Origin of the sequence: Pseudomonas alloputida (genome assembly GCF_021283545.2) — a bacterium.
In the GTDB taxonomy this organism is placed as follows: Bacteria; Pseudomonadota; Gammaproteobacteria; order Pseudomonadales; family Pseudomonadaceae; genus Aquipseudomonas; species Aquipseudomonas alloputida.
On the sequence record NZ_CP128540.1, the window covers coordinates 4,453,550 to 4,471,086 of the forward strand.

13 protein-coding genes are annotated in these 17,537 nt (G+C 63.4%); 10 read left to right on the plus strand and 3 right to left on the minus strand.

Annotated features, from left to right (window positions below):
- The first annotated feature begins 286 nt into the window (after nucleotides 1-286).
- Nucleotides 287-2,959, plus strand: a complete 2,673-nt coding sequence (locus LU682_RS20620; protein ID WP_049586683.1) for a T6SS effector BTH_I2691 family protein — start codon at nucleotides 287-289, stop codon at nucleotides 2,957-2,959.
- Nucleotides 2,959-4,089, plus strand: a complete 1,131-nt coding sequence (locus LU682_RS20625; RefSeq protein WP_079732511.1) for a DUF6708 domain-containing protein — start codon at nucleotides 2,959-2,961, stop codon at nucleotides 4,087-4,089. The genes LU682_RS20620 and LU682_RS20625 overlap by 1 nt, the downstream gene beginning before the upstream one ends.
- Before the next feature lie 56 nt (nucleotides 4,090-4,145).
- On the opposite strand, the gene LU682_RS20630 is transcribed toward LU682_RS20625, so the two are convergent.
- Entirely contained in the window at nucleotides 4,146-5,069 is a 924-nt protein-coding gene (locus LU682_RS20630) for a LysR family transcriptional regulator (protein WP_010953076.1), read from the minus strand.
- Between the two features lie 269 nt (nucleotides 5,070-5,338).
- Here LU682_RS20630 and LU682_RS20635 point away from each other — a divergent pair, with 269 nt between their 5' ends.
- The 8 genes from LU682_RS20635 (at nucleotide 5,339) to LU682_RS20670 (ending at nucleotide 13,181) form a co-directional block, all read left to right on the plus strand.
- Nucleotides 5,339-5,782 (plus strand): acetyltransferase, encoded by a 444-nt coding sequence (locus tag LU682_RS20635; protein ID WP_049586679.1) that lies wholly within the window; start codon nucleotides 5,339-5,341, stop codon nucleotides 5,780-5,782.
- A 19-nt stretch (nucleotides 5,783-5,801) separates the two neighbouring features.
- Nucleotides 5,802-6,626, plus strand: a complete 825-nt coding sequence (locus tag LU682_RS20640) for an AraC family transcriptional regulator (protein WP_010953074.1) — start codon at nucleotides 5,802-5,804, stop codon at nucleotides 6,624-6,626.
- A gap of 108 nt (nucleotides 6,627-6,734) precedes the next feature.
- Nucleotides 6,735-7,121 carry a cupin domain-containing protein gene (locus LU682_RS20645; RefSeq protein ID WP_010953073.1) on the plus strand — a complete coding sequence of 129 codons (387 nt, stop codon included), beginning with the start codon at nucleotides 6,735-6,737 and terminating at the stop codon, nucleotides 7,119-7,121.
- Between the two features lie 169 nt (nucleotides 7,122-7,290).
- A complete protein-coding gene (locus LU682_RS20650) occupies nucleotides 7,291-8,001 on the plus strand; it encodes an AraC family transcriptional regulator (RefSeq protein ID WP_010953072.1) in 711 nt (236 codons plus the stop codon).
- A gap of 103 nt (nucleotides 8,002-8,104) precedes the next feature.
- Nucleotides 8,105-9,523 (plus strand): efflux transporter outer membrane subunit, encoded by a 1,419-nt coding sequence (locus tag LU682_RS20655; RefSeq protein ID WP_079732510.1) that lies wholly within the window; start codon nucleotides 8,105-8,107, stop codon nucleotides 9,521-9,523.
- Nucleotides 9,524-9,712: 189 nt separating this feature from the next.
- Nucleotides 9,713-10,858: an HlyD family secretion protein gene (locus LU682_RS20660; protein ID WP_049586676.1), complete on the plus strand. Its 1,146-nt coding sequence runs from the start codon at nucleotides 9,713-9,715 to the stop codon at nucleotides 10,856-10,858.
- Nucleotides 10,848-12,362, plus strand: a complete 1,515-nt coding sequence (locus tag LU682_RS20665) for a DHA2 family efflux MFS transporter permease subunit (RefSeq protein WP_049586675.1) — start codon at nucleotides 10,848-10,850, stop codon at nucleotides 12,360-12,362. Before LU682_RS20660 ends, LU682_RS20665 begins: the two co-directional genes overlap by 11 nt.
- 81 nt (nucleotides 12,363-12,443) lie before the next feature.
- Nucleotides 12,444-13,181: a GntR family transcriptional regulator gene (locus tag LU682_RS20670; RefSeq protein WP_049586672.1), complete on the plus strand. Its 738-nt coding sequence runs from the start codon at nucleotides 12,444-12,446 to the stop codon at nucleotides 13,179-13,181.
- A gap of 53 nt (nucleotides 13,182-13,234) precedes the next feature.
- Here LU682_RS20670 and LU682_RS20675 read toward each other — a convergent pair whose 3' ends face one another.
- Both LU682_RS20675 and LU682_RS20680 read right to left on the minus strand, forming a co-directional pair.
- Nucleotides 13,235-16,318, minus strand: coding sequence for a MexW/MexI family multidrug efflux RND transporter permease subunit (locus tag LU682_RS20675; RefSeq protein WP_010953067.1), 3,084 nt, complete (start codon nucleotides 16,316-16,318; stop codon nucleotides 13,235-13,237).
- Entirely contained in the window at nucleotides 16,315-17,412 is a 1,098-nt protein-coding gene (locus LU682_RS20680) for an efflux RND transporter periplasmic adaptor subunit (protein ID WP_010953066.1), read from the minus strand. The genes LU682_RS20675 and LU682_RS20680 overlap by 4 nt, the downstream gene beginning before the upstream one ends.
- Nucleotides 17,413-17,537 lie beyond the last annotated feature (125 nt).

Here is a 17,537-nt window from a genome sequence, read left to right on the forward strand (position 1 = left end):
GATCGGGCCGCTTTGCGGCCCTGTCTCGATGCGGCACCGTATTAAAAAAAGCGACCAGGGTGGCTCTGCACCCGATAGCCCTGGCGCAACGAGAGGCAGGTGGGTTGACGTGAAAGGCGACGAAAAGCCTGCCAACGTCAACGATACCGCTTAATCAGAAATTTCCTACGCACCTATCGGAAGCGCAATGCTCCTTTGAGAAGTGATTCCTCGCTAGTGTCCAGCCTCGGGTCGAATGCAACGCTTGCATGCATTTGATGATTATCCCTGCTCGCTGGAGCTATACATGGACTCGTTGAAAGAAACCCTCGAACTGTGCAGGCGCATCACCTCCGGCTACCGCCCGGCCCTGCGTAACAGCCCCGTCGCCGACTGCACCCGCCGCTTCGAACTGCTGCCCCTGCGCTACGCCGCCGTCGGCGGCAACCCGGCACAACGTGCCCGCCTGCCCAAATTGCCGGGCTATCTCAGCCCGTTCCAGGATGTCGGCGAGCTGACCCATTCCAGCTACGCCATCCGCCCTTTGCGCGAGGGCTTTCTCTACCTGCTGATCAAGCGCCATAGCGCACCGGCCTACGAATGGCACAGCCAGTACCGCGTGGCGCCCAATGGCTCGCTGCTGTACATCAGCAGCGACGCCCCCTGGGAGCCTGCCCCCAGCGCCGGCAATCTGGATGAGATCCTTCGCGGTTTCGGCTGGACCATCACCCTCTACGACCTGGATGACATCCAGGAGCTGCGTCCATTGTTCAGCCCTTCCCCGCTGACCCCGCGCATGCTCGACAACTACCGCCTGCTCGACGACGAATACCGCAGCAGCCTGCCCACAATCGATATCGCCCGCTTCATCCAGCCTTCCGACGCCCCGCCACAGCCCCACGTCCTCAAGCATGACCAACTGAGCTGGGTGGCCGACTTCAAGGCCCAGGACGATGCAGACCTGCAGGCGCTACTGGACCTGCAGCCGTTCAACAACGACCAGATCGTCTCGCCGCACGCATCACGCCAAGCGCTGGCACCGCTGGTGAACCACAGCAAACCCCGTGGCGCCGCCATCGTCATCGAAGACGCCATCGGGATCACCCAGGAGCTCAACGCCTGGCGCAACGCCGCTGTCGAGGATGTGAAAACCCAGTGGCTGGCGCGAACTGTGGAGCCCGGGGTCGACAACGAGCGCAAGCTGCTGGTCGCGCAGTCGTTTCTGGAAATCGAAAAGCTCTACCCGCAGATGGTGGCCGAGCAGATCGTCAAGCGCGAAGTCATGGCCGAAAAAGTCCGCAACCAGCTCCACCTGCATCCCGAGATCTACTTGTTCTCCGAACGGGCCAGGCAACAGGCCGATGCCCATGATGAACGCATGAAGCCGCACATGGCGCAGTTCGAGCGCGGCGTCCGCAGCAAAGTCCAGGCCCGCCAGGATGCCGGCGAGTTCCGTAAGCGGTTCGATCAGAAATACGGCCACCTGGTCGACCGCCAGGCCATGCACGATCAGCTCGACGGTTTCGAGCAGGCCATGCAACACGCTCAGCAAGCCGCCGAAGACCGCGCCAAGGACCATACCCGCTGGGTGGTCAGCGAACGCTTGTTGCAAGCGCTGGACCGCTACGACAACGCCGACCTCATCAACGGCCTGGCCTTTGCCGAACAGACCGGCCAGTGCGTGATCGGCATGGAGTTGAGTGAAGGGGGCACGAAGGTACTGGACCACTGGTGGCGCAGTGACGTGGCAGACCGGGGCAACCTGGCAATACGCGGCATCACCTACAACCAGGAGGACCTGCGGGAAGAACTGGCGGCGCTGCTGGAAGCGGCCAAAAGCGAACCGCCGTCAGCGTCATCCTTCGCCCTGCCGGAAGCGCTTGCCAGGCAAGCCCATGTCGCTGCCAATGCCTTTGGGCGCATCAACACCCTGTATGAACAGATGCAAGCACAGAGCAGCACGGCCAGCATCGGCCTGTATGCCTGGTACGTCGCGTTGGGGCGGCAAGTGCTGCGCACCGCGACCCCCAACAGCATGGACCGCGCACTGCACCAGGGTTTGCGGCTGACCTTGTTCGCTTCGGTGCATGAAACGGCTGTCGATATTCGCCTGAGTGAAGCTGCACGTAGCGGGCAGCCCATCAACCCACAACGCAGCGCAGGCCAGGTATCAAGGTACCTCGACCAGGCTTGGGCTGAAGGGTTGATGCAGGCCCGGAACAGTGACTTCTACAAAGTGCGTGTTTCCGGGCTAGTGTGCCTGCTGGAGGGGATGCTGATGGCCTTCAAAGCGCGCGAACTGCCTGACAGTGATGCGCGGGTGAAGACCGAACTCCTGGCGGCCGCGATGACTACGGCTGCGGCGGGCTTCGAAGTTGGAGCCAGTTATGTGGACCAGGTGGTCGCGCGGTACGGCGCGAACAGTGTGACCGGACGAGGAGCAGCGGCCGCTCTAGGGCGTTTGAAACTATGGGGCGCCAGTTTAGCTGGCACCGGGGGGTTGGTACTCGCGTGGTGGGATTTCACTGACTCGATTGAGCATTACAAAAGCAGCCAGAGTGGCGCTACCAAGCAGGTTCAAAAAAACTCCAGACTCTTGGCGGCTACTTATTTTGTAAGAGGGGTCGCTACAGTGACTCTCTCACTTGCTGAGTTAGGAACGGCCGTTGCGACTGCAAAACCTTTTTTCGACTACCTTTCTCAAAATGCCAAGACCAAGCTCGTCAGGATGCTATCCACCTCATTGGGAGCACTTGCAAAAAAGCTCGGAACGCAGGCTGCTCGGTTATTACTTACCCGCCTCGTTCTTGGGGCGTTCTGGATTGGCTTGGTCCTCACATTGATTATTTACATATTTGAAGACGACGCTTTGGAAAAGTGGTGCAAACGCAGCAGCTTTCGCTTTGCAAAAAACTCAAGACCGTTTGAAGAACAAGAAGAGCTGAAGACCCTGCACTCCGCATTCAGCGAGGTATTGTGATGTATCTGATCGAATGGGTTTTTTGGAAAATGGCTACTGAATCCGAAGCCGCGAGAAAATCATATGAAGCAGAACTGACACCGAGCGAAAAGCGTAAAGATTTGTATGAGGGTGACCTGAGTGAAGAAATCCACTTCCAATCCGTTAGTAAACAACCCTATGCAAGAGGACCTATTTTCGCATTCAGCGAAACTGTTTTAGAAATGCGCTGCGGAGGCTCAGAAGAGAAGCGTGGGCTTATTACGCTCGCAACGCTCGGCGCTGTCGCCCCGGCCATTGCTGTGGGACTAATGATCAGCACTGGATTTTTATGGATGGACATCACCGATCCTGAGGGGCGCTCCGTAATCACTATTCTTTCAACAATTATAATGCTCTCAGTCAGCTCGGCCTTAGTGTATCTTTATTCAAAGTATGGAATCCACTTAACCCGACTAGAAATGCTGACTAGCCGTCACTTGCTCATTCGATTCAATCGAGTAACCCAACAAGTTCACCTACATCGACCGAAATACTGCGGCGGCATCGTCACTTTCCCGTGGAAAACAACCGGAAGCACAGCCATCGACCCAGAAGATGACTCACTCAGCGTGGGCACGCGGCTCGGCCTGGTCTGGCACCCCAGCCGCACCGGCCTGCCTCACATGGAAATGGCCCTGCTGGGCAAACAAGGCCAAGGCGGCAGCGAACTGCGTGATGAGTGGGAATTCATCCGTCGTTATATGGAAGAAGGCCCACACGCCGTCCCCCGCCCCCGCCTGAGCACCCAGCTACCCTCACCCATCCAAGCATTCAGCGCCCAGTTCGAAGGCCTTGGGCGTTTCTTCCGCAAAAGCAGCTGGCTGTTCAAAGTTGCACTGCTGTTTGTCTGGCCCGCGTTCGTCATCATCGGCACCGCCCACTGGCTCAGCCTGCTGCTGTGCTGGCGACCGCGCTGGCCGAAGGTCATCCGCGAGGCCGGCCTGCCCGGCAAGCCAGTCCCACCCGTGACAACCCTGAGCGACTACCCACCCGCAATCCAGGCACGCCTGCTCGCCAACGCCGACCGCTGGCAGCTCAAGCCCGGCAAGCGGCCGGCGAAAAAACCACGCAAGCGCTCTACTCCTCAACAGGCCAACGAAAGTGACTGATCCAACTGCACCCGGCGCACTTCATCGGCAGCCAGTTGCAGCACGATGCAAATCCATCATCCCATGACCGCTTCCCGTAGTCCGCCCATGTAGTGCTCCAGGCGACTGCGCAGCCAACGCTCGGCCGGGTCGCTGTCGGTGGTGCTCAACCAGACCATGGCCAGCTCCAGTGCAGCAGTCTCGAACGGCAGCGTCTCGGCCTGCAGGTTGCCCCAGCGTTCCATACCCTGTGCGGCATAGTCCGGGCAACAGGCCAGCAGGTCGGTACCGGCCAGAATCGCCGGCAGCGAACTGAACTGCGGCACCGACAACACCACCTTGCGTTCACGGCCGATGTCTTTCAACCAGTCATCGACCACACCCTGGGTGTTGGCGGTTGGCGAAACCTGGACATGCGGACGTTGGCAAAACTCATCCAGTGAAAGCGGCGTGCTGGACTTGTCGGCCCGCACTACCCTGGCTTGCAGGGTGCGTAGCACCTTGCGTTTGGCATTGGCGGGCAGGCCCTTGGTCTGGCTGATACCCACCGTCACGTCGCCCGCCGCCAGCAGGTCCGGAATGCGCCAGTAGTCCACATGCTGCACGACCACCACCACGTTTGGCGCCTCCACCCGCAGCGCCCGCAACAGCGGCGGCAGCAGGCCCGACTCGACATCATCGGACAAGCCGATGCGGAAGGTCATCCTGCTGGTCAGCGGGTCGAAATCATGGGTCATGCTGAGGGCGACAGACATCGCATCCAAGGCTGGCGTGAGGTACTTGATCACCTCTTCGGCCCTGGCCGAGGGCTCCATGCGGTTGCCCACTCGAACCAGCAGCGGGTCGTTGAACATCGCACGCAACCTGGCCAGCGCGGCGCTGACCGTGGGCTGGGCGACGAACAGCTTCTCCGCGGCACGGGTGAGGTTGCGCTCCTGCATCAGCGCTTCGAACACCACCATCAGGTTGATATCGGCTTTGCGCAGTTCGTTGCGGTTCATGGGTGCTCCCGGGCCGTGCTTGTTGTTCGGGTTCAATTCCAGCATCGACATGCATCCTAGCCGAGTCGAAACCTGCACTGCACCCTATGCAATCGCCATTGCCCCCTACTGCGCGACCGGGGTAATCTTCCGCTCACTTCCCTTCCGGCCTCCCCTGCCGTGCACCGCCCAGGCGTTGACTCGCGAAGCGGTCATTCATGATGCCGACACTTGCATGGCCGCCGCTCACTGGCGCGCACATCCGCCATCAATACACTCAGGATGACACCATGATCATTCGCCAAGGCATCGCTGCAGACTACCCGCAGCTGCTCGACATCTGGCTGCGCGCTGTTCGCGCGACGCACCACTTCCTGCAACCCTCCGACATCGACGCACTGTTGCCACAGCTGCGCGACGTGTACTTCCCGGCCGTCGAGCTGTGGGTTGCGGTAGACACCGATGACCAGCCACTGGGCTTTGTCGGCTTCAATGAAAACCATGTGGAAATGCTCTTCGTCGACCCAGCGCGCCACCGCCAGGGCATTGGCCGTGCATTGCTGGATTTCGGCCGCCAGTCACGCAGTGCGATGAGTGTCGATGTCAACGAGCAGAACCCACAGGCAACAGCGTTCTACCAGCACTATGGCTTCGTCCAGACTGGCCGTTCACCACTGGATGGCGAAGGTCGCCCGTTCCCCTTGCTGCACATGAGCCTGCCCACCCGGGCGTGAGCAGGAGGCACTGACCGCGATGGCCCGCAAAGCGAAGCCCCTACCGCCGTCCGACTGGGTCATCCGTAGTGCCCAACCGGGCGGTATCGAGCGTATCGAAGCCTGGTTCGGTAGCCACGGCTACGACCCGCATCGCCACGATACCTATTCGATCGGCCGTACGCTGGCCGGTGTGCAAAGCTTCCATTACAAGGGTTCGCTGCGCCACGGCATACCGGGCAACACGCTGGTGCTGCACCCGGACGAACTGCATGACGGCATGGCCGGCACCGACGCAGGCTTTCGCTACCGCATGGCCTACGTCGACCCGGCACTGATCCAGAACGTGCTGGGTGGTCAGCCTTTGCCCTTCATCGCTGGCGGGCTGTCCAGCGACCCGCGTCTGTACCACGCCAGCGAAGCGTTCGTACAGGCAGTGGACCACGCGCTGGAACCATTGGAAGAACAGGACGCCCTGTATGACCTGGCGATCGCCTTGCGGGCCGTCGGCGGCAAGCCGCGCGGGCGCAAGCGCCTGGATTACCAGGCAGCCGAACGCGCCCGAGCCTTCATCATGGAACACCTGCATGTGGGCATAACACTGGACATGCTGGAACAGGCCAGTGGCCGCGAACGCTGGAGCCTGTCGCGGGACTTTCGCACGCTGTACGGCACCAGCCCCTATCGCTTTGTCACCCTGCGCCGCCTCGACTGCTTGCGCCGAATGATCCTGGACGGCTTCACCTTGGTCGACGCCGCCCTTGCCGCAGGCTTTCATGACCAGAGCCACATGACCCGGCACTTCACCCGCTGCTATGGCGTACCGCCGTTACGCTGGCTGGAGCGTTTGCGAGCGTCACGCTGAGTTACCGCAGGCGCCCGCGTATCCCGTGGGAGCAGGCTTGCAGGATCGTACAAGAACCGGACTCGCCCGGAGCGATAGGCTGACCACTCCACTTTCCGAGGAACTGTCATGCCTGAATCCCGTCATCCACATCCCTCCCTGCCAGTGAACCTGGTCCACAAGGCAGCGCTAATCGAACAGCAATGGAGCCCCAGGGTCGTTGCCGAGATGAACGATTACCAGTTCAAGGTCGTGCGCATCGAAGGCGAATTCATCTGGCACGCGCACCCGGAGACCGACGAAGCATTCCTGGTGCTGGAAGGCACCCTGCGTATCGACCTGCCGGATGGCTGCGTGCATGTGAACCCCGGGGAACTCTATGTGGTGCCCCGCGGCGTCGAGCACCGGACCGCTGCGCAAGGCGAAGCGAAACTGATGATGATCGAACCGCGGGGCATTCTGAATACCGGTCATGAAGGGGGGAATCGCACAGCAGAGAGCGATGTCTGGATTTAACAACACTCACCACTTTCAAGCTGTAGTCGCTGACTTCACAGCAATAATTAACCATAAAAAATCGCTTTACAGCCATTTCTAATCATGGCAATTCGCTCGTAGCCCACACTTCGCAACCCGGCACAAGGTCGCCTCGATATAATTGGATCCAATAACGAGGATGGCCTGCATGCAAGCACTGGAAAGGGACTACGGACACGGCGATGAAGTGGCCAGCCACTGCCACGCCGAAGACCAGCTGATTTACGCCGCCAGCGGCGTGATGCGGGTCAGCAGCGAGGGCGGCAGCTGGGTGATCCCCGGCGGGCATGCCTTGTGGATGCCCGCCGGGGTCAGCCATGCCATCCGCATGAAAGGCGTGGTCTGCATGCGCACCTTGCTGCTCGATGCCCACATCGAACGCTGCCAGGTCATCGTCGTGTCCGGCCTGCTGCGCGAACTGATCCTGGCGGCGTCACGGGTGCTGAACCTGCGCGACGGCGCGCATGCTCGGGCGCTGATCCTGTACGAACTCGCCGCCGCCCGGCGCATCGATGCCTTCGTCCCGACGCCGCAGCACGCACGCCTGCGTGCCTGGTGCGAGCGCTTCCTGCAGGACCCGGCCCAGGACCTGACCCTGGAGCAATGCGGCGCACAACTGAACATGAGTGCCCGCAGTGTGGCCAGGCTGTTCCAGCGCGAGGTGGGCATGTCGTATGGCCAATGGCGCGCCCGTGCCCGGGTGATGCTCAGCCAGCAATGCCTGGCCGATGGCAAGCCGATCCTGAACGTTGCGCTGGAGCACGGCTACCAGAGCGCCAGCGCCTTTACTGCCATGTTCAAGCGCATCCTCGGCCATGCGCCGAGTGATTGGCAAAACGGTACCGCGCGCGAGTACTGAGCCTCAGGTTGTCCCGCTTGCGCGCAGGGTTGTCCCGCTTGCGACAGCGACGCCCATGCAACCCTCGTTAACCTCGCATCACGACCTTTGAGCGACAATCGTGATGCCCTTACTGCACTCATTTCCCGGCCCTGCCCGGCTTGCCACAGCCCTCGGCATGCTTGCTGCACTCGCGGCCTGCGGCCACCAACCCACACCTGCCGAACCCGCTGTAGCGCTGCAGGCAGACCCGCTGGCGAACATGCCGGCCGGCGTCAGCAAACAGCCCCTGCCCGAACGCTGGTGGGCACTGTATCAAGACCCCCAACTCAATCGCTGGGTACAGCAAGCCCTGGCGCACAACCAAGGCTTGGCACAGGCCGAGGCCAACGTGCAGGCCATGCTGGCCGGCATCGGCGAGTTCGACGCCAGGCGCTGGCCGTCTACCGACATGGGCGTTGCCGCTACCTATGGCAGAAGCGCCGATGACCAGACGCTGGCCGAGGCGACCGACAGCAACGCGCCGTCGCAATGGCAATTCAACCCGGGCCTCGAGCTGGCCTATCAGGTGGACATCTGGGGCCAGGTACGCGCCGCCATCCAACGTGCCAGGGTGCAAGCCGAAGCCAGCGCTGCGGCGCTAGATCTGGTACGCCTGCAGGTGGTCGCCCAGACCACCCGCGCCTACATCGACCAGTGCACCTACGCGGCGCGTCTGGAGGCAGCGAAGCAGGCCTTGCAAACCCTCGACCAAAGCGTGCAACTCAGCCAGCGTCAGCGCCAGGCCGGTGTGGCCACTGCCCTCGACAGCGAGCGCCTGCTGGGCTTGCGGGAACAGGTGCGTGCGCAACTGCCGATGCTCTCAGCCCGGCGGCAGATGGCGCTTTACGAACTGAGCATGCTCAGTGGCCAGGCCTCGGTGGCCGAGGCCACGACCTGCGTAGCCATCCCCACGCTGTCGGTGCCGCTGCCGGCTGGCGATGGCTGGCATTTGCTCGAACGCCGGCCAGATGTGCGCCAGGCCGAACGGGAACTGCAGGCGGCCACCCTAGAGACCGACATCGTGCGGGCCGACCTTTACCCAAAGGTCAGCTTCGGCGCTTCGTTGACGTCTTCGGACCATCACCTTGCCAACCTCGGCGACAGCCGCGCGGTGATGTTCGGCATTGGCCCGCTGATCCGCTGGGAGTTTCCCAACCTGAAAGCCAACCGCGCACGGGTGAGCAAGGCCGAGGCATTGCAGCGGGCGCAGGTCGCCCGTTACCGCGGCGTAGCGCTGAGCGCGCTGAAAGACGTGCGCCAGGCACTGGCCCGCTACGACGGCGAGCGACAACGGTTGCAGGCGCTTGACGCAGCCCTGGCGCACAGCCAGCACAGCTTTGCCCTGGCCCAGGGTAACTACCGTGCCGGCACCGTGGACGGGCTGGCCCTGCTCGACAGCGAGCGCGAAATGATCAGCCTGCGGGCCAACCACACAGAAGCCCGAGGGCGCCTGGCGCAAGCGCAGGTAAACCTGTTCCGCGCGCTGGGCGGGCGGTGGTAGCGAGAGGCAAGACCAGCAGCGAGCACCGCCCACTGTACCCGCGAAGAATACACCGCGGTGGATGGCACGGGCTTCGCCCGTGTTCGCGGGCAAGCCCGCTCCCACACGCGCCAGCTTTTAGAAATTGAGCAAGACAGTGGCTCCCACAACCGACAGCCAGCAGGCCCAATTCGAGATTGGAAACCAACCATGAATGTTGCCGTAGACAAACCCTCACCCGCCGAAACTGAACAGCGGCCGAGCGCTAAAACCCGTCGCCGCCTGGCAGTCATCGCCAGCGGCAGCCTGGCCGCAATCACCCTGCTGGCCTTCACCAGCTACTGGTTCAGCACCGGCCGCTATCTGGAAACCACCGACGATGCCTATGTCCGCGCCGACTGGGTGGCCCTGAGCCCACGCGTGGCGGGCTACGTAGCCAAGGTCGAGGTGGCTGACGACCAGCCGGTGAAAGCCGGCGATGTGCTGGTGCGCCTGCAAAACCGCGACTACCGCGCCCGCCTCGACCAGGCCCGGGCTGGCGTGACCGAGGCACAGGCGGCACTGGCCGCCGCCCAGGCCAGCCAACAGGTAGCGACCGAGCGCATCGACCAGCAACAGCAAGCCATCCTGCAGGCCGAGGCCGTCGTGCGCAGCGCCACCGCCGAACAGCGCCGCAGTGAACTGGATGTCCAACGCTACCGTGGCCTGGTGCGTGACGACGCAGCGACCGTGCAGCGCCTGGAAACCGCCAGTGCCCATGCCAGCCAGGCACAAGCCGCGCTGCAAGGTGCCCAGGCCGCGCTGCGCCAGCAACGCTCACAACTGGCCATGGCCAAGGCCCGGGCAGCCCAGGCCGAGGCCGAGCTGCAACAACGGGCAGCGGCCCTGGCACGCGCCCAGGCCCACCAGCAGCTCGCCGAGCAGGACGAACAGGACACCGTGATCCGCGCGCCGATCACCGGCGTGGTCGGCCAGCGCCGCGTGCGCACCGGCCAGTACGTGGTGCCGGGCCAGCCGCTGTTGGCTGTGGTGCCCCTGCAGCAAGCCTATGTAGTGGCCAACTACAAGGAAACCCAACTGGCCCGCATGCGCCCCGGGCAACCGGTAGAAATACGTGTCGACAGCTTCGCCAGCCAGCCACTGCATGGCCATGTGGCCAGTTTTTCGCCAGCCTCGGGCAATGTCTTCGCCTTGCTGCCGTCGGACAACGCCACCGGCAACTTCACCAAGATCGTCCAGCGTTTCCCGGTGCGCATTTTGCTCGACAAACCGCTGGATGGCCCGCAGGTACTGCCCGGCATGTCGGTGGTCAGTACAGTCGACACACGCCCCGCAGAGGTTGCCGATGCGCACTGAACAGCCGGTTTCGCTGCGTGCCTGGGTAGCGGTGCTTGGCGGCCTGTTCGGCTGCTTCATGGCGGGCATGAACGTGCATGTCACCAGCGCCGCACTACCGGAAATCCGTGGCTCGCTGGGTGCCAGCTTCGAGGAAGGCTCATGGATCTCCACCGCCTACCTGGTGGCGGAAATCGTGATGATTCCGCTGACGGCCTGGTTGGTGGACGTGTTCTCGCTGCGCCGGGTCATGTGGACCGGCTCGCTCATCTTTCTGATCGCCTCGGTGGCCTGCTCATGGGCGCCCAACCTGGAGGCGATGATCGTAATCCGGGTGATCCAGGGGGCTGCGGGCGCGGTGCTGATTCCCCTGTCGTTCCAGCTGATCATCACCGAACTGCCGGCCAGCAAGATGGCCATGGGCATGGCGCTGTTCAGCCTGGCCAACAGCGTGGCGCAGGCCGCCGGGCCGTCGATTGGCGGCTGGCTGACCGATGCCTATTCGTGGCGCTGGATCTTCTATCTGCAACTCTTCCCCGGCATTGCGCTGCTGTTGGCCATCGCCTGGTCGATCGAAGCCAAGCCGATGAAGCTCGAACTGTTACGCAAAGGTGATTGGCTGGGTATCGCGGCCATGGTGATCGGCCTGGGCGGCTTGCAGATCGTGCTGGAAGAAGGCGGCCGGCTGGACTGGTTCGGCTCGCCGCTCATTGTCGGCATGAGCGTGGTCGCTGCCATTGCGTTGGTGGTGTTCGTGGTGACCCAGCTGTTCGGCCAGCGCGCGTTCATCAATCTGCGCTTGCTGGGGCACTACAACTTCGGCGTTGCCAGCGTGGCGATGTTCATCTTTGGCGCTGCCACGTTCGGCCTGGTGTTCCTGGTGCCCAACTACCTCTCGCAGTTGCAGGGGTTCAGCGCGCACGACGTGGGCGTGGCGCTGATCGCCTATGGCGTGGTGCAGTTGCTGCTGGCGCCGTTGATGCCCCGGCTGATGGGCTGGACCAGTGCCAAGTTCATGGTCGCCAGCGGCTTTTTGATCATGGCGCTGGGCTGCTGGCTGGGGGCTGGCCTGAGCGCCGACAGTGCCGACAACGTGATCATCCCGTCCACGGTGGTGCGTGGTATTGGCCAGCCTTTCATCATGGTTGCGTTATCGGTGCTGGCGGTGGCCGGGCTGGACAAGCGTGAAGCCGGCTCAGCCTCGGCGGTGTTCTCGATGTTGCGCAACCTGGGTGGCGCCATCGGTACGGCCGGGTTGACGCAACTGGTGGCGACCCGTGAACGCTTTCACAGTGAGCGCATTCACGAGCAGGTGACGCTGTTCGAGCCAAGCGTGCAGGCGCGTATCAACCAGACGGTGCAAAGCTGGCTGCCGCCTCAGCAGCAAATGCTGGAAGCGTTGGAGGCGACCATTCGACGAGAGGCTTACCTGATGGCCTACAGTGATGCGTTCTACCTGGCGTGCCTGGCATTGGTCGGGTGTGCCCTGGCAGCGCTGCTGCTGCGGGCCAGGCAGCAGCATTGACCGCTGTGGGCGGCCGGAGCGTTCGGCATTCGGCCGCTGTTACACTGTCAACCGATGAAATTGGCGAGCCCGAGCAAAGGTATGAACCCAACGCGCTACTCCACCGTGGCAAAGGACTTGATGCAAGCGATTGCCAGCGGCCGCTACCCGGTGGGCAGCCTGCTGCCGACCGAGTTCGAGCTGTGCGACCTTTACAATGTGAGCCGGCACACGGTGCGTGCCGCTATCGACCAGTTGCTCACTCAAGGGCTGGTGTCGCGGCGCAAGCGCGTGGGCACCCGGGTGGAGGCCAGCAGCCCGCGCGGCGGCTATTCGCAGTCGTTGGCCAGCGTGGCTGAGCTGGCGCACCTGGCAGACACCCAGCAGCGGGAAATCCAGGGCGTGCGCCACTTTGTCGCCGACCTGAGCGAGGCGGCGAGGCTGGGGCTGGTGCCAGGGGAGCATTACTTCTGCGTGTCGAGCATCCGCGTCGACCGGCAGCACGATGGCGCGCCGCTGTGCTGGACCGACGTGTATGCACAGCGCGACTACACCGCGGTCATCGAGCTGGCCCGCGAGCACCCTGACCAGCTGATTGCCGGCTTGATCGAACAGCACTATGGCCGGGCAATCGCAGTGGTCGACCAGCAGGTGCGCGCGGTGTTGTTGACAGCGGAAATGGCCCGGGCGCTGAAGGCCGAGGCGGGCTCGCCGGGACTGAAGATCATCCGCCACTACCGCGAGGAAAATGGTGATTTGATGGCGGTTTCCGAGACCGTGCACCCGGATGACCGCTTTACCTTGGTCACCCAGATGCGCCGCGACCGCTCCCCCGCCTGAACCCGCTCGTACAGGGATGGTGCAACTTTCAGCCAATGAACAGACCGTTGCCCCTAAAGCGCCCCCAGTTGCCTTTCAGCTTCGACCAACTGCCTCGCCCGCGCCGTGCTCACCCGGTGATCGCGTGCCAGCCAGGCGTAGATCGTCGGTAGCACGAACAAGGTGAACAAGGTCCCCACCAGCATCCCGCACACAATCACCACCCCCAACCCGAAACGGCTGTTGGCGCCGGCGCCGCTGGCGAACAGCAGTGGCAGCACGCCAAAAGTCATCGCCGCCGTGGTCATCAGCACTGGCCGCAAGCGTATTTGCGCCGCACGAACAATGGCGGCAGCACGATCGAGGTTGTCGCGCACCTGAATCTCGTTGGCGAACGCCACCATCAGGATACCGTGCTTGCTGATCAGGCCGATCAGCGTCACCAGGCCAATCTGTGTGTAGATGTTCAGCGTGGCCCAGCCCAGCGCCAGCGGCAGCAGCGCACCGCAGATCGACAGCGGCACGGTCACCAGAATGATCAGGGGGTCGACCAGGCTTTCGTACTGCGCCGCCAGCACCAGGTAGATCACCACCAGGGCGGCGAGAAATGCCCACATCAAGGCAAAGCCCTCCTGCACATACTGGCGCGATTCCGATTGCCAGTCGTGGCTGAAGCCCGGTGGCAGCTCGGCGGTGAGCTGTTCCAGAAATGCCACGGCGTTGCCCATCGATACACCCGGGGCCGGGATCGCCTGCAGGGTACTGGCGTTCTGCTGATCGAACTGCAACAGGCGGTTGGGTGCCACTTCGATATCCAGGCGCACCAACGTGGCCAGCGGCACCAGGCTGCCATCCTCGGCGCGCACATACTGGCGGCTCAGCGCCGCAGGCGTCAGGCGTTGGTCCTGGATACTCTGCGGGATCACGTCATAAGAACGCCCGAACAGGGCAAAGCGGTTGAGGTACTGCTCGCCCACCAGCACCCCCAGCGACTCACCAATGGCCTGCATGCTGATGCCCAGGCTCGCCGCCTTGGCCCGGTCCACGCGCACCTTGACCACTGGGTTGTTGTAGTCGAGGTCGCTGTCCACCACGGCGAACAGGCCACTGTCGCGGGCGCGTTGCTTGAGCACTTCCATGGTCTGGAACAGCTCGGGGTAATCCTGGGCGCTGCGCAGCACCATCTGCACCGGCAGGCCACCGCTGGAGCCCGGCAGCGACGCGACCTGGAAGGCGAAGATGCTGCTGCCCTCGATATCCGCAACGGCCTGCTGCAACTGCGCCTGCACCTGTGCGGCGGAACGCTCGCGCGCCTGCCAGGCGCTGAGGTTGATGCCACCGAAACTGGCGGCCGGGCCGTCGGTACCGTTGATGATCCAGGTGTCGGTGGTTTCGGCAATGGACTTCATCACCTGGTCGAGCTTCAGCGCAAAGCGTTCTGCGTATTCGAGGCTGGCATGCTGCGGCGACTTGATGGCGGTCAGCACCGCCGCCTGGTCCTCGGGCGGCGCCAGCTCGCGCTGTGGCAGCAGGTACAGCCAGGGCAGGCTCAGGCACACCAGCAACGCCACGCCGCCACTGATCCAGCGGTGTGCCAGTGTGTAGGCCAGCACCCGTCCATAGACCCCGCTCAGCGTACCAAACAACCGATCGGCGATAGCGGCCATTGCCCCATGCTGCTGACCGGGTTGCAGCAACAGCGAGCTCATCACCGGCGACAAGGTCAGCGCCACAATGCCGGACACGATCACCGCCCCCGCCAGGGTCAAGGCAAACTCACGGAACAGCGTGCCGGTCAGCCCGCCCATCAAGCCAATGGGCGCATACACCGCCGCCAGGGTCAGGGTCATGGCGATCACCGGCCCGGCAATTTCCCGCGCCCCGGCCAATGCTGCCGCGATCGGCGACTTGCCCTCCTCGATATGCCGGTGCACGTTTTCCACCACCACAATGGCATCGTCCACCACCAGGCCGATGGCCAGCACCATCGCCAGCAAGGTCAGCAGGTTGAGGCTGAAACCAAACATCAACATCAGGCCCGCAGCCCCCAGCATCGACAGCGGAATGGCCACCACCGCGATCAGCACGCTGCGCAGCGAACCCAGGCACAGCCAGATCACCAACACCACGATCAGCATCGCCTCCACCAAGGTGCGCAGCACTTCATGGATCGACGCATCGATGAAGCGTGCGGTTTCATAGGCCAGCGCCACGTACACGCCAGGCGGCAAGGTCTGCTGGATCTGTGGCAGCAGTTGGCGAATACCCTCGACGATCACCAGTGGGTTGCCGCTGGGCGTGGGGAACAGCCCCAGGTGCACGGCAGGTTTGCCGTCCATGGTGGCGCTGGTCTGCGTGGCCGCCGCACTCAGCTCGACGGTGCCGATATCGCGCAGGCGCACCAGGTCGGTGCCATCGTTGCGGATGATCAGCTCACGGAAGTCTTCGACCCGGGTCAGGTCGGTGTCCACCTGGATATCGGCCAGCACGTACTGCCCGCGCACCTGGCCCGGCGTTGCCTGGTAGTTGTTGGCACGTACCGCCTGCGCCACGTCCGCCGCCGTCACCCCGCGCCCGGCCATCTGCTCACTGTCCAACCACAGGCGCATGGCCAGGCGCTGCCCGCCGAACGACTGCACCTTGGCCACGCCGTCGATACCGGAGAACTGCGGTTCCACCACCCGCGACAGGTAATCGCTCAGTTCCGGTATCGACAGGCTGTCGCTGGCAAACCCCACATAGGCCACGGCGGTGGAGTCACCTGCCGACAGTTCCACCACCGGGTCGTAGGCTTTTTCCGGCAGGCGATAGCGCACCTGGTTGACCTTGGCCATGGTTTCGGCCAGCGCCTGGGTCGAATCGCGGTTGAGCACCATGCGCAAGGTGATCAGGCTGCGCCCCTGCTGCGACGACGAGGACAGGTAGTCGATGCCTTCGACCGACGACACTGCCTGGGTGATCGGCTGCGTCACGAAACCCTGCATCAACTCGGCGGAGGCACCGGGGTACTCGGTGCTGATGGTAATGGTCGAGCTTTCCAGCAACGGGTACTGGCGGATCGGCAACTTGCCCATGGCAAACAGCCCCATCAGGATGATCAGGCTGCTGACCACCAGCGCCAGCACCGGGCGGCGCACGAAGACGTCGGTAAACCTCACGACTGCCGCCCTCCCTGGCTGGCCTGCAGGCTGTCCTGCGCCACGGGCTCGACCGGCATGCCATCACTCAGTTTCAGCTGGCCGGAAACCACCACACGGTCACCGGGCGTCAGGCCGGAGGTGATTTCCACCCGCCCCTGCCAGCGCTCACCGGTGGTTACCTGCACCCGGCTCACCCGGGTGCCATGCTGCGGGTCCTGGGTCGCGACAAACACCGTCTGCCCATAGGCGGTGTAGGTGATCGCGGTTTCCGGCACGGCCAGCACGGTCGACGGCTGCGCAGCATCCAGCCGCACGCCGGCATACATACCCGGCTGCAACTGCCCTTGCGGGTTCGGCAAGGCCGCCTGTACCTGCACAAGGCGTGCTGTGCTGACCACCGGATCGACCGCCACCACCCGCGCCTGGAAGTCTTGCCCACGCACCGCGTCCACCGTCAGTGCCAGCACTTGCCCGGCGTGCACTTCGGGGGCGGCCTGCTCGCCCAAGGCGAAGTTCACATGCAACTGGCTGATGTCGGCCAGGCTGACGATGGTCTCGCCAGCGGCCAGGTACTGGCCCTGATGCACACGGCGGATGCCGAGCTTGCCGGCGAACGGAGCACGAATGGCCTTCTGCGCAATCAGCGCCTCGACATGCTGCAGCTCACCACGGGCCACGTCCACGGCCGTGGCGGCGTTGTCCAGCAGCTCTTGCGACACGGCATTCATCGCGCGCAGTTTGCGGCTGCGCTGCAACACCACGTCAGCGTTACGCAACCTGGCCTGCAACTGCACGCGCAGGGCCTGCTCGGGTGCGTCGTTGAGCTGCACCAGCAACTGCCCGGCCGCGACTGTCTGCCCCGACTCGAAGGCGATGCGGGTAATACGCCCTGGCATCTCGGCCGCCACCTGCACCTGGTTGACCGCCTCCAACTCCCCCGAAGCAAAGCGCTGCCGCGCCAGTTGCACCTGCTCGGCCGTGGCCAGCGCCACCTTGGTCGCCGGCCACACCGCCGCAGCGGGCGGCGCCGAGCCGCTTCCCACCAGCGCATAGGCAGCGGCCAGCGCACCGGCAACAGCGCCAGCCCAGGCCAGTAACGTCCGTTTGTTCATGCACAGCTCCGATCACAGGGAAAGCGGTTGCAGGGAAGATCGGGCAGGACTATAAAAGCTCAACTTTACTTGAGGTCAACAGGCATGGCAGCGGAATGTTGATGGCACCCCCTGGCTGCTGATAG